Below are 12,945 nucleotides of genomic sequence, written 5' to 3'. Positions count from 1 at the left end.
CGTCGGTGCTACAGCGCTGCGGATCAGCTCAGGGCCGAAAGCACTTTCGCGGTGATCTGCTCGACCGAGCCGACGCCGGCGATGCTGTGGTATTTCGGGGTGCCTTCGGCGGCCGACAGCTTCTGGTAGAAGTCGACCAGCGGCTTGGTCTGCGAATGGTAGACCGACAGGCGGTGACGCACGGTCTCTTCCTTGTCGTCCTCGCGCTGGATCAGCTCTTCGCCGGTAACGTCGTCCTTGCCGGCGACCTTCGGCGGGTTGTGCTCGGTGTGGTACACGCGGCCGGAGGCCGGGTGCACGCGACGACCGGCGATACGCGACACGATCTCCTCGTCGTCGACGGCGATCTCGACCACGTGGTCGATGGTCACGCCGGCGTCCTTCAGCGCTTCGGCCTGCGGGATGGTCCGCGGGAAGCCGTCGAACAGGAAGCCCTTGGCGCAATCGGCCTCGGTGATGCGTTCCTTGATCAGGGCGATGATGATGTCGTCGGATACCAGGCCGCCGCTGTCCATCACGCCTTTCACCTGCTGGCCGAGCGGGCTGCCGGCCTTGACTGCGGCGCGCAGCATGTCGCCGGTGGAGATCTGCGGAATGCCGAACTTCTCGGTGATGAACCGTGCCTGGGTGCCTTTGCCGGCACCGGGTGCCCCGAGCAGAATCACACGCATCGATATGCTCCTTAGAATTGGTAAGCGAAAGTCTGGATCCGCCTCGTGGGGCCAATCTCGTATTTGCAGGAAACGGCACTGTATGGCGCCGAAAAGGCTGTCCAAGATACACAGCGCCCCCCCACCGCACAAGACACCGAAAGTTGCCCCCCGCCTTCCCTCATCCGGTGTTGCGCAGTCCGGCGGCGACCCCCGCGACCGTCACCAGCAGCGCCTGCTCCAGGCCGCCGCAGGCGTCGCCCCGGCAGCGCCGCGAACGGGCCAGAAGCTCAGCCTGGAGCAGGTGCAGCGGGTCTAGATAGCTGTTGCGCACGCTGATCGACTCGCGGGTCTCGCTGGCGTGGGCGAGCAGCAGCGACTGCCCGGTCAGTCCCAGCACCACGCGCACCGCCTGCGACAATAGGTCGCGTAAACGACGCCCCAGCGGACGCAGCTCGAGCGGCACTAGACGTTCGTCGTAGAGCCGCGCGATATCCGCGTCGGCCTTGGCCAGGACCATTTCCAGCATGTCGATGCGGGTGGTGAAGAACGGCCATTGCTCGCGCATCTGCCCGAGCAGCGCGCCCTCGCCACGCTCGATAGCGTTCAGCAAGGCGGTCTCCCAGCCAAGCCATGCCGGCAGCATCAGGCGCGTCTGGGTCCAGGCGAAGATCCAGGGAATCGCCCGCAGGCTCTCCACCCCGCCTTCGCGGCGCTTGGCCGGGCGGCTGCCCAGCGGCAGACGGCCCAGTTCCTGCTCGGGCGTGGCCAGGCGGAAATACTCGACGAACTGCGGATCGTCGCGCACCACCCTGCGGTAGGCCAGCAGCGCGTCCTTCGCCAGGCGGTCCATCTGCGCGCGCCAGGCCGGCTCGGGAGCCGGCGGCGGCATCAGGGTCGCCTCCAGCACCGCGGCGAGGTAGAGATTGAGGTTCTGTTCGGCGATGTCCGGCAAGCCGAACTTGAAGCGGATCATCTCGCCCTGTTCGGTGACCCGGAAGCGCCCGGCCACCGAACCCGGTGGCTGCGACAGGATCGCCGCGTGGGCCGGCCCGCCGCCGCGGCCGACGGTGCCGCCGCGGCCATGGAAGAGCAGCAGCTCGACCTCGTGCTGGCGGCAGATCTCCACCAGTTTCTCCTGCGCCCGGTACTGCGCCCAGGCCGCCGTGAGAGTACCGGCGTCCTTGGCCGAATCGGAGTAGCCGATCATCACTTCCTGCACCCCGGAGAGCCGCGAACGGTAGCCCGGCAGCGTCAGCAGGCGCTCCATGCAGGGGCCGGCGTTGTCCAGGTCGTCGAGGGTCTCGAACAGCGGCACCACGCGCATCGGCCAGTCGACGCCGCTTTCCTTGAGCAGCAGTTGCACCGCCAGCACGTCGGACGGCTGGCCGGCCATCGAGATCACGTAGGAACCCAGCGACGCCGGTGGCGCGGCGGCGATCGCCCGGCAGGTGGCGAGCACCTCGGCGGTATCCGCCGAAGGCTGGTAGTGCGCCGGCAGCAGGGGGCGGCGGCTGTTCAGTTCCTCGAGAAGGAATTCCAGGCGGGTCTTCTCGTCCCACTCGTCGTAGCTGCCCAGCTCCAGGTACTCGGTGATCTCGCTCAGCGCGGCGGCATGGCGGGCCGAGTCCTGGCGCACGTCCAGGCGCACCAGGAACAGGCCGAAGGTGGCGGCGCGGCGCAGGCAGTCGAGCAACGCGCCATCGGCAATCACGCCCATGCCGCAGGCGTGCAGCGACTCGTGGCACAGTTGCAGCGGCTCGACCAGGTCGCGGTTGTGCTCCAGGACGCCCTCCGCGGCCGGCACCTCGCCGGCCAGGGCCTGGTGGGTCCAGTTGCGGGTCACACGCAGGCGCTCGCGCAATTGCTTGAGCAGGGCGCGATAGGGCTCGGCGCTATCGCCGACCCGCGCCAGCAACTGCGGCGAGGCCTGCTGCATGGACAGCTCGGCGGCCAGTTGGTCGATATCGCGCAGGTACAGGTCGGCGGCCATCCAGCGCGCCAGCAGCAGGACCTCGCGGGTCACGCTGGCGGTAACGTTGGGATTGCCGTCGCGGTCGCCCCCCATCCAGGACGCGAAGCGCAGCGGCGCGGCGGTCAGCGGCAGGCGTTCGCCGGTGCTGCGCAGGAGTACCTCGTCGACGTGCCGAAGGACGTTCGGCAAGGCCTGCCAGAGAGAATGCTCGATCACCGCGAAGCCCCATTTCGCCTCGTCCACCGGGGTCGGCCGGACCTTGCGGATCTCGTCGGTATGCCAGGCCTCGGCCACCAGCCGCTGCAGGCGCTGCTGGATGCGACTGCGCTCCTCCGGCAGCAGGTCGGCATGGTCCTTGGCCGCCAGCTGCGCGGTGATCGCATCGTATTTCTGGATCAGCGTGCGCCGCGCCACCTCGGTGGGATGGGCGGTCAGCACCAGTTCGATCTCCAGCCCGGCGAGCTGGCGAGCCAGTTGCCCGGGGGCATGCCCGGCGTCCTTGAGACGCCCCAGCAGCTCTTCCAGCACCAGGTTCTCGAAGGGTTCCGGCTCGTTCGGCCGGCGCCGGCGGATACGGTGGTATTGCTCGGCGATATTGGCCAGGTTGAGGAACTGGTTGAAAGCCCGTGCCACCGGCAGCAGTTCGTCTTCCTCGAGCCCGTCGAGGGTGGCGGTGAGCTGCTGGGCGCCCTCCGCGGAACCGCGGCGGGCAGCCTTGGCGCCCTTGCGGATCAGCTCGATCTTGTCGAGGAACCGCGGGCCGTACTGCTCGCGGATGGTGTCGCCGAGCAATTCGCCCAGTTGGTGGACGTCCTCGCGCAGGCGCGCATCGATTTCCGGCATGACCTGTCTCCACTGCGGGTGGGAAACCAGCTTGGCTCAGGCGCCCCCGCGCTTACAAGCCCGCAGGGTGCCAGTACGGCGCCGCCGGGCCGGAAGCGAGGCTGCCGGCGCCGATCGGGTCTAGTCTGAAGGAAGTGCCCGCACCGAGGCACGGCCCCACGAGGGCACCCCCAACACGCCCGCCACGACCGGGCTGAAGAGGTCAGCATGAAGATCCGTGAGCTTGTCCGCCATTGGGAACACACCGCCAAGGGCCGCATGGCCCGCAACCACTACAGCATCCCGCTGGACATCGAAAGCGCCGCGCGCCTCGCCGCGCTGCACGAGATGTATCCGCGGCGCAGCGTCGAGGAACTACTGGGCGAGCTGGTCGGCGCCGCCCTGGAAGAACTGGAGGCGAGCTTTCCCTACGTGAAGGGGAGTCAGGTGGTGGCCACCGACGAACAGGGCGATCCGCTCTATGAGGATGTCGGCCCTACCCCACGCTTCCTGTCGCTCTCGCGCAAGTACCTGCACGAACTGGTCGCGCAACAGGACACCTCCAGTCACTGAGCGCGACTTCAGCCATGCCGGCGGTGCACGCCGGGAACGTGCATGTGCCCGGCCTCGGCGCATTCCTCGGGGATAGGCGACAGCGGCGCGGGCTGCTCCAGTTCGCGGAGGATGCCGCAGGCCTGGCTGTTGCCGGCGACCGTACAGCGTGAGCCGAGATCCCGCAGTTGCTCGCGCAATGCCTGGAGTTCGGCGATGCGCACCTCGACGTGATGCAGGTGCTCGTCGATCAACCGGTTGGCGGTGCCGCAATCCGCCTCGGGACGGTCGCGCAACGCCAGCAGGGTACGGATTTCCTCCTGGGTCATGTCCAGCGAGCGGCAGTGACGGATGAACGACAGGCGCTCGACATGCGCCAGGGTGTATTGCCGATAGTTGCCTTCGCTACGCGCGGGCTCGGGCAACAGGCCTTCGCGCTCGTAGTAGCGGATGGTCTCCACCGGGCAACCGGTTCTCTTCGCCAGCTCACCGATCTTCATGCCAACCCTCCTCCAATCGCCGACGCGGCTACCCGAATTGGCAGTACCGCTTGACTCTGTAGTTGCTACAGGGTGTGCAATCGCACCCAACACGTCAAACGGGAATTGTTTCCATGAGCCACGAACACGCCGACACTTGCTGTCACGGTCACGGTCACGGACATGATCATGGGCACCGCCACGCGCCTCGCCCGGCGGTGGCCGCCATCGGAACCCTGGCCGGCAACGCCGAGTTGCGCTGGAGCGACCTGCGCATCGAAGCGATGGACTGCCCGACCGAGGAACGCCTGATCCGCGACGCCCTCGGTCGCCAGCCGGCAGTGGAGTCGCTGGAATTCAACCTGATGCAGCGCCTGCTGCGCGTCCAGCATCGCTTCGACAGCGTCGAGCCGCTGCAGAAGCTGATCGCCGGCCTCGGCATGCAGGCGGTGCCGCTGGATGCCGGCGAAAATACCGACGGCCCCTCGCAAGCGCCGGCGAAGCCCTGGTGGCCGCTGGCCCTGGCCGGCGCGATGGCGCTGGCCTCGGAGATCGTCGAATGGTTCGGCCTGGCGCCGGACTGGGTGGTCGCCGGCCTCGCCCTGCTGGCCATCCTCGGCGCCGGCCTGCCGACCTACCGCAAGGGCTGGATCGCACTGAAGAACCGCAACCTGAACATCAACGCCCTGATGAGTATCGCCGTGACCGGCGCCGTGCTCATCGGCCAGTGGCCGGAAGCGGCGATGGTCAGCGTGCTGTTCGCCATCGCCGAGCTGATCGAGGCGAAGTCCCTGGATCGCGCGCGCAACGCCATCCGCGGCCTGCTGCAACTGGCTCCGGAACAGGCCACGGTACTGGTCGGCGGCGAATGGAAGGAGCTGCCGGCCAAGCAAGTGGAACTGGAAGCCACCGTGCGCGTGAAGCCCGGCGAACGCATCGCCCTCGACGGCGAGGTGACCAGCGGCCGCTCCAGCGTCAACCAGGCGCCGATCACCGGCGAAAGCCTGCCGGTGGAGAAGGAGGTCGGCGAGCCGGTGTTCGCCGGCAGCATCAACGGCGAGGGCGCGCTGGAGTACCGCGTCACCCGCCGCGCCGACGACAGCACCCTGGCCCGGATCATCCACGCCGTGGAGGAAGCCCAAGGTTCCCGCGCACCGACCCAGCGTTTCGTCGACAGTTTCGCCCGCGTCTACACCCCGGTGGTATTCCTCATCGCCCTCGCCACCGCGGTGCTGCCGCCGCTGCTGTTCGGCGGCGCCTGGCTGGACTGGATCTACCGCGCCCTGGTGCTGCTGGTGATCGCCTGTCCCTGCGCGCTGGTGATCTCCACCCCGGTGACCATCGTCAGCGGCCTTTCCGCCGCGGCGCGCCTGGGCATCCTGATCAAGGGCGGGGTGTTCCTCGAACTCGGGCGCAAGCTGTCCTGGGTCGCCCTCGACAAGACCGGCACCATCACCCATGGCAAACCGCAACAGACCGACTACCTGCCGATCGCGGAGGCTGACGGGACGGATGCGCGCCTGCTCGCCGCCAGCCTGGCCGCGCGTTCCGACCACCCGGTATCGCGCGCCGTGGCCAACGCAGCGGAAGAGGACGGCCTTGCCCTGGGCGTGGTCGAGGACCTCGCCGCCCTGCCGGGACGAGGCGTCAGCGGACGCATCGACGGCGTCCTCTACCACCTCGGCAACCATCGCCTGGTGGAGGAACTGGGCCTCTGCTCGCCGGCCCTGGAAGAGCGCCTGGACGCCCTGGAGCGCCAGGGCAAGACGGTCATCGCGCTGTGCGATCCGCAGCGCGTGCGGGCCCTCTTCGCCGTCGCCGACGGGGTCAAGGACAGCAGCCGCGAGGCGATCCGCGAGCTGCACGCGCTGGACGTGAAGACCCTGATGCTCACCGGCGACAACCCGCACACCGCAGCCGCCATCGCTGCCCAGGTAGGCATCGACGCAGCTCGCGGCAACCTCCTGCCGGAGGACAAGCTGCGTGAAGTGGAAGCGCGCCAGGCCGACGGCTCGCGGGTCGGCATGGTCGGCGACGGGATCAACGACGCGCCGGCCCTGGCCCGCGCCGACATCGGCTTCGCCATGGGCGCGGCGGGCACCGACACGGCCATCGAGACCGCCGGCGTCGCGCTGATGGACGACGACTTGCGCAAGTTGCCGCAATTCGTCCGGCTGTCGCGCACCACCCACGCGATCCTGGTCCAGAACATCACCCTGGCCCTGGGCATCAAGGCGGTGTTCCTCGCCCTTACCCTGGCCGGCGAAGGCACCCTGTGGATGGCGGTATTCGCCGACATGGGCGCCAGCCTGCTGGTGGTGTTCAACGGTCTGCGACTGTTGCGCAAGCGTTTCTGAAAGGCCCCACTGGCCTCCTCCAGCCCCACTCAGGTGGGGCTTTTTTCTGCCCGAGTGTTCCGTCCTGGAGCGCTGCGGCAGTTGTGCGTTTCGTGGACTAGAGCCCTGTAGGACGGGCTTTAGTGAGCAGAGGTGGCGTTCTGCGACCACGCCGGAAGCCGACTGTTCAGTCAGAAAATTTCAGATTTTTTTTTGAACCCCTGAACCAGCGGGGGAGTCACTAAAAGTACATGGCCAATCGCCAAGCCCCTGAAACAGAGGCCTGGCAGAGGCTTGCTCAGTGAGCAGGAAGAAAAGACCGGAGGGCCGGAAACGCGCCCACGGTAATGGCCAGAGATGAAAGCCAAGGAATCAGCATCCCTGTCAGAGGAAATTTCCCATGGAGCAAAAAGCGATGAGCAAGCAACACACCGGTTCCCTGCGTGGCCTCAAGCTGGCCCTGCTGGCCGTAGGCAGCAGCCTGGTCCTGGCCGGCTGCGCCGGCAACCCGCCGACCGAGCAGTTCGCCGTGACCGAGTCCGCGGTGAATAACGCGGTAAGCGCCGGCGGCCCGGAATATGCCCCGGTCGAGATGAAGTCCGCCCAGGACAAGCTGAGCCAGGCGCGCATCGCCATGAACGACAAGGAATACGACCAGGCCAAGCGCCTGGCGCAGCAGGCCGAGTGGGACGCCCGGGTCGCCGAGCGCAAGACCCAGGCCGCCAAGGCGCAGAAAGCCGTGAAGGATGCCCAGCAGGGCGTCATGGAACTGCGTGAGGAAGGCATGCGCGATACGCAGCACTAAGCCGGATTCCGCCCTTCTTTCGTCGATTCGTGATTAAGGATGACCCCTATGCGTAAGTACATTGCCCTCCCCGCCGTATCCCTGCTGGCCCTGGCGCTGGCCGCCTGCTCCACGCCGCCGAACGCCAACCTGGAACAGGCCCGCAGCAACTTCTCCGCGCTGCAGTCGCAGCCCGACGCGACCAAGGTCGCGGCCCTGGAAACCAAGGACGCCGGCGACTGGCTGGCCAAGGCCGACAAGGCCTATCAGGATGGCGAAGACCAGCGCGACGTGGACCAATTGGCCTACCTGACCAACCAGCGCATCGAACTGGCCAAGCAGACCATCGTCCTGCGCAATGCCGAGGCGCAGTTGCAGAACGCCTCCGCCCAGCGCGCCCAGGCCCGCCTCGACGCGCGCACCGCGCAACTGGACAAGCTGCGTAGCCAACTGAATGCCAAGCAGACCTCGCGCGGCACCATGGTGACCTTCGGCGACGTTCTGTTCGATCTCGACAAGTCCGACCTGAAGCCCGGCGCCATGCGCAACATCCAGCAACTGGCCGAGTTCCTCCAGCAGAACCCGGAGCGCCAGGTGATCGTAGAGGGCTACACCGATAGCACCGGTTCCGCCAACTACAACCAGCGCCTGTCCGAGCGTCGTGCCGACTCGGTGCGCATGGCCCTGCTCAGCCGCGGCATCAGCCCGGAACGCGTAGCCACCCGTGGCTACGGTAAGGAATATCCGGTGGCCAGCAACGGCACCAGCTCCGGCCGTGCCATGAACCGTCGGGTGGAAGTCACCATTTCCAACGACGCCAAGCCGGTCGCGCCACGCTCCTCCGTCAGCGGCTGATAGGCCCTACGGAAGCCAAAAGCCCCGCCATCCGGCGGGGCTTTTTCATGGGCGTGGCCCGAGCTTTCCAGGTATCAGCGGGCCACAGGCCGCTCGCCGAGCAAGCGCTGGTAGCGCTCGGCCATCGAGCTATCGAAGGCAACCAGGACGATTTCCTCCAGGCTGCTGTGCGCCGGGCGTTGCCGGCAGACCTCTTCGACGGCGATGGCCGCGGCCTGCTCCAAGGGATAACCGTAGATGCCGCAGCTGATGGCGGGGAACGCGACGCTGGTCGCCCCGGCCTGCTCGGCCAGGGCCAGGCTGCGCCGGTAGCAGCTGGCCAGCAGCTCCGCTTCGCCGTTGTCGCCGCCGCGCCAGACCGGGCCGACGGTGTGGATCACGTGGGCCGCCGGCAGACGGAACCCGCGGGTGATCTTCGCCTCGCCGGTCTTGCAACCGTGCAGCAGGCGGCAGGCCGCCACCAGCTCGGCACCGGCGGCGCGGTGGATGGCGCCGTCGACCCCGCCCCCACCGAGCAGCGAGGAGTTCGCCGCGTTGACGATGGCATCCACCGCAAGACGGGTGATGTCCCCCTGCCAGACGCGGACCTCGGTCATTTCACTTCCTGCGGGACTTCCTGTCCGGCGCAGCGCACGGCGTGCTTCCTGTTGTCCACCAGCACGCCGGAAAGGCCCTTCTGCTCGGTGTCGAACAGCACCAGGACGCCATCGATGCACTGCGCGACCTGCTTGGCCGGCTCCAGGGACAGCTTCACATCTTCGCCGGGCAGGCTCTTCAGCATGGTGAAATCGGCCAGCAACAGGGCGTCCTGCGGCTTGGCGAAATGCAGGTAGCCGTAGTACCAGAGCACGCCGACAGTGACGAAGATGGTACCGATGCCGGTCAGGATGCAGGGGAGTACGTTACGGTCGCTCATGGATTGCCTTCGGGTTTCGCGGATTCGCGGTTCGGGATTTCGGCCAGCCGGCGCAGGCCGGTGAAGCCATGGGGATCGTCGAGGAAGCGCAGCATCACTTCCTGCCAGGTCGCTTCGGCGAAGGTCTGCACGTGGCCGCCTCGGGTCAGTTGCAGGACCTTCGGCAGCCGCGCCTGGCGGTACAGGGCGATGCCGTTCTCGAGGGGCACAATGGTATCGTCGATACTGTGAAAGAACAGCATGGGTGCGCCAGAAAGCCGCGCCACCGAATGGATGGCGCTGTCGTCGTCGGGCACCAGCCAGGACAGCGGCACCTGCAGCGGCCAGGTCAGCCAGGAACCGTCCAGCATGTGCCGGGCGATGCCGCGGTAGCTCGCCGGTACCCCGTCGAACACCAGCGCCTTGAACTGGCCCTGGCGCTGCGGATGCTCGACCAGGTAGTGGATCGCCAGCGCGCCGCCGAGACTCTGCCCCAGCAGCACGCGCTCGGTGCCCTTCACCTCCGGCGCCTGGTCGAGCCAGGCGAACGCCGCGTCGATGTCGCGGTAGACCTCCGGCAGTCCCGGCTCGCCCTCCGACTGGCCGTAGCCGCGATAGTCGAGCATCAGCACCTGGTAGCCCTCGGCGGGCAGCCACCAGGTGCCGCCGAGGTGCCAGGACAGGTTGCCGCCGTTGCCGTGCAGGTAGAGCACGGTGCCTTTCACCGGCACGCCTTTCTTCGCCGGCAGCCACCAGGCGCGCAGGCGCACGCCGTCGGCGGTGGTCAGGGTGACGTCGCGGTACTCCAGCCCGGCGCGCGCCGGGGTGATCTGCACCACCGGCTCGGGATAGAACAGCAGCGAACTGCAACCACCGAGGAACAGCGCGCCGAGTACCAGCAGCGGGATCAGCAGGCGCTTCATCCGTTGTTGGTCCTTACCTCTTCGCGGGCGCGAAAGGTGGCGTCGTAGATGCGCCCGGCCAGGCGCGAGAACGGCAGGCTCTGCAGCCAGACGGTGCCGCTGCCCTTGAGGGTGGTCAGCAGCAATCCTTCGCCGCCGAACAGCATGCTCTTCAGGCCGCCGGCCAGTTGCACGTCGTAGTCGATGCCATCGGTGAAGGCCACCAGGCAACCGGTGTCGACCCGCAGCGTCTCGCCATTCAACTGGCGGCGGATCAGCGTACCGCCGGCGTGGACGAAGACCAGGCCATCGCCCTCGAGCTTCTGCAGGATGAAGCCCTCGCCGCCGAAGAAACCGGCGCCCAGGCGCTTGGCGAAGGCGATGCCGACCCGGGTGCCATAGGCCGCGCAGAGGAACGAGTCCTTCTGGCAGAACAGGCGCCCGCCGACATCGTCCAGGTCCACCGCCACCACGCTGCCCGGATAGGGCGCGGCAAAGGCCACGTGCTGCTTGCCCTGGCCTTCGTTGGTGAAGTGGGTCATGAACACCGACTCGCCACCGAGCTTGCGCTTGCCGGCGCTCCACAGCTTGCCCAGCAGGCTGCCGTCGGAGCCGTCGCCCATCCGCGCGGTGAAGCGGATGTCGCCGGTCATGTAGTTCATCGCCCCGGCCTCGGCGATCACGGTTTCCCCGGGGTCGAGTTCGATCTCCACGGTCTGCATGGATTCGCCGAGGATGCGGTAGTCGAGTTCGTGGCTGGCCATCGCCGTTCTCCTTGCTTGCCGGCCGACCGCCCGCGCGCACCGGGAAAGACCGGCACGGCGGGGAGCGGTCAGAGAATGTTCGCGTAGTCCGCTTCGATGCGGTCCAGGCTGAGGTGGTTGAGGAAGTTCGAGAAGCACATCCAGGCCGACAGCGCGTTGAGGTCGCGGAACTGCGGCGGCAGGTATTTCGGCGGCGCCACCAGGCCCTCGTCCACCAGTTGGCGCAGGGTGCGCATGTCTTCCAGGGTGGTCTTGCCGCAGAACAGCAGGGGGATCTGTTCGAGCTTGCCCTTGCGCACGGCGAGCTGGATGTAGTTATAGATGAGGATGAAGCCCTTCAGGTAGGACAGGTCCTTGGTGAACGGCAGGCCATCCGGGGTCGAGCCACGGAAGACCCGGCTGGCGTTCTGGTAGCTGTCCTCCAGGCTGTAGCCCTGCTCGCGGTAGAAGTGGAATACGTCGAGGAAATCGGCGCCCTCCTCGGCCATGTGGATCGCCCGGGTGCGATTGGTCAGCTTGCGCAGGCGGGTCGGGTAGGAGGCGAAGGCGATCACCTCCATCAGGATCGCCAGGCCTTCCTGGGTCACGGTGGAGGACGGCGGCCCCTTGGCGAGGAAGGTGCAGATCGGCTGGCTCAGGCCGTTCAGGGTGGTGCCGACGTGCACCAGGCCCTCGTGGACCTCCAGCGCGCGCACGTCGCGCTCGTTGAACAGGGCGTCGGCGCGCACCTTGATGTAGTCGGCGCCGGCCGCCGCGTCGGCGACGATGCCGTCGGACTCGAACACGCGGATGGTGCCCTCCTCCTCGCCGAACACGGTGTTCAGCCGCGCCTGGAGGATCGGCACGACCTCCTTGGCGGTCAGGGTCTTGGGTTCGTCCTTAAGATCGCCGCGGTCGGCGATGTTGTTCAGGTAGTCGGAGAGCATCAGGCCGAGGTCGGCCAGGGTCGGATCACCGGCATGGAAGGCGTCCGAGGCCGAGCCGTAGAGTTCCTGGGAGATCAGCCCGAGGTCCGGGGTGCCGCGCGCCTCGAGCATGCGGATGACCATCCGGTATTCCTTGCACATCCGCCGCATGATCTGCCCGACCGGGTTGAACTGGCCCAACTGGCGGGTGATGTCGCGCTCGATGTTCTGGAATTCCTGCTTCTTGGCGCTGGCGTCGAAGGCCAGCGGGCGGCTGTCGTAGTAGCCGCGGTCGACCTTCGGCGCATGCTTGCCGCGGCCCTTGAGGAAGTCCTGGCGGATCCCGTCGTCCCATTTGATCGCATCCAGCACGCGGATCGGCGTCTGCGCCTCGACGATGCGATCGGACAGGGAGCGGATGATCTTCTGGTAGTCGTTCTGCGCCTTGCGCTGGCTCATCGGCAATCTCATTGGGTGACCCGCTGGAAGCGGGCGGCCTCGACGAACACGTCGGAATTGGCGGGATCGTTCAGGTAGGCGAAGACCTTCTCCAACGGGCTGCGCACCAGCGCGCCCTTGCCCTGCTCGCTGTCGACGGTCTCGCCGTCGAGCTGGCCGGCGCCGAGGTCCTCGACGATGCGCTCGACGTCGAGGTTGTAGATCACCAGCTCGTCACCGTCGGTGATCTCGAAGCCGGCGATGACGAAGTTGCCGCCCAGGCTCTTCGGCAGGCCGGCCGACAGGTACCAGCGCTTGCCCTGGTGGGAGACGGTGAAGCCGTAGTCCTCCAGGCTCTCGGTATTGTCCTTGCTGTCCACGTAGCTGAGCGCGCGGTAGACATTGCTGCCGGAACGGGTGATCTCCAGGAATTGTTCTTCCTTCCACTCGTTCTCGCGGCTCCAGGTCCCGAGCAGGTGGCTCGGCGCCGCCTCGCGCGGCGGTATCGGCTCCTTGAAGGTGACCAGGCAACCGCCCAACAGCAGGAAACTCAGGACCACCAGGCAACGCCAGGCTTTCATCACACGC

13 protein-coding genes are annotated in these 12,945 nt (G+C 67.3%); 4 read left to right on the top strand and 9 right to left on the bottom strand.

The genetic code is table 11. The annotated features are described in order from the left end of the window. Positions 1-23: 23 nt before the first annotated feature. Positions 24-671 (bottom strand): adenylate kinase, encoded by a 648-nt coding sequence (adk, locus tag M6E97_RS03025; protein ID WP_003092485.1) that lies wholly within the window; start codon positions 669-671, stop codon positions 24-26. Between the two features lie 160 nt (positions 672-831). After that, entirely contained in the window at positions 832-3,468 is a 2,637-nt protein-coding gene (gene ppc / locus M6E97_RS03020; RefSeq protein ID WP_023100862.1) for a phosphoenolpyruvate carboxylase, read from the bottom strand. Between the two features lie 207 nt (positions 3,469-3,675). On the opposite strand from ppc, the gene M6E97_RS03015 reads away from it, so the two are divergent. After that, positions 3,676-4,020, top strand: coding sequence for a hypothetical protein (locus M6E97_RS03015; protein ID WP_033958374.1), 345 nt, complete (start codon positions 3,676-3,678; stop codon positions 4,018-4,020). Positions 4,021-4,028: 8 nt separating this feature from the next. On the opposite strand, the gene cadR is transcribed toward M6E97_RS03015, so the two are convergent. Next, the gene (cadR, locus tag M6E97_RS03010) at positions 4,029-4,499 is read right to left on the bottom strand and encodes a Cd(II)/Pb(II)-responsive transcriptional regulator (protein WP_003117472.1); all 471 of its coding nucleotides are present in this window, start codon (positions 4,497-4,499) and stop codon (positions 4,029-4,031) included. Between the two features lie 113 nt (positions 4,500-4,612). On the opposite strand from cadR, the gene M6E97_RS03005 reads away from it, so the two are divergent. From M6E97_RS03005 to M6E97_RS02995, 3 genes are all read left to right on the top strand, one after another. Continuing rightward, complete coding sequence (locus M6E97_RS03005) at positions 4,613-6,835, top strand: heavy metal translocating P-type ATPase (protein ID WP_003092492.1); 2,223 nt, start codon at positions 4,613-4,615, stop codon at positions 6,833-6,835. Between the two features lie 379 nt (positions 6,836-7,214). Continuing rightward, entirely contained in the window at positions 7,215-7,619 is a 405-nt protein-coding gene (locus tag M6E97_RS03000; RefSeq protein WP_003092495.1) for a DUF4398 domain-containing protein, read from the top strand. A gap of 48 nt (positions 7,620-7,667) precedes the next feature. After that, entirely contained in the window at positions 7,668-8,453 is a 786-nt protein-coding gene (locus M6E97_RS02995) for an OmpA family protein (RefSeq protein ID WP_003092499.1), read from the top strand. A gap of 74 nt (positions 8,454-8,527) precedes the next feature. Here the strand turns inward: M6E97_RS02995 and M6E97_RS02990 are convergent, their stop codons facing one another. The 6 genes from M6E97_RS02990 to M6E97_RS02965 all read right to left on the bottom strand — a co-directional run bounded on the left by M6E97_RS02990 (position 8,528) and on the right by M6E97_RS02965 (position 12,938). Continuing rightward, positions 8,528-9,049, bottom strand: a complete 522-nt coding sequence (locus tag M6E97_RS02990) for an O-acetyl-ADP-ribose deacetylase (RefSeq protein WP_003110623.1) — start codon at positions 9,047-9,049, stop codon at positions 8,528-8,530. Next, complete coding sequence (locus M6E97_RS02985; RefSeq protein WP_003092509.1) at positions 9,046-9,369, bottom strand: hypothetical protein; 324 nt, start codon at positions 9,367-9,369, stop codon at positions 9,046-9,048. Before M6E97_RS02985 ends, M6E97_RS02990 begins: the two co-directional genes overlap by 4 nt. Further along, positions 9,366-10,271 (bottom strand): alpha/beta hydrolase, encoded by a 906-nt coding sequence (locus M6E97_RS02980; RefSeq protein ID WP_023100860.1) that lies wholly within the window; start codon positions 10,269-10,271, stop codon positions 9,366-9,368. The genes M6E97_RS02985 and M6E97_RS02980 overlap by 4 nt, the downstream gene beginning before the upstream one ends. After that, entirely contained in the window at positions 10,268-11,014 is a 747-nt protein-coding gene (locus tag M6E97_RS02975; RefSeq protein ID WP_003092512.1) for a TIGR00266 family protein, read from the bottom strand. Before M6E97_RS02975 ends, M6E97_RS02980 begins: the two co-directional genes overlap by 4 nt. Positions 11,015-11,082: 68 nt before the next feature. Then, a complete protein-coding gene (locus M6E97_RS02970) occupies positions 11,083-12,378 on the bottom strand; it encodes a flavohemoglobin expression-modulating QEGLA motif protein (protein ID WP_003092515.1) in 1,296 nt (431 codons plus the stop codon). A gap of 8 nt (positions 12,379-12,386) precedes the next feature. Then, positions 12,387-12,938, bottom strand: a complete 552-nt coding sequence (locus M6E97_RS02965) for a hypothetical protein (protein ID WP_021265174.1) — start codon at positions 12,936-12,938, stop codon at positions 12,387-12,389. Between the last annotated feature and the right edge of the window lie 7 nt (positions 12,939-12,945).

It is taken from the genome of Pseudomonas sp. B111, assembly GCF_026428275.1.
Taxonomy (GTDB): domain Bacteria; phylum Pseudomonadota; class Gammaproteobacteria; order Pseudomonadales; family Pseudomonadaceae; genus Pseudomonas; species Pseudomonas aeruginosa.
This window is presented reverse-complemented; position numbering and strand designations above follow the sequence as displayed.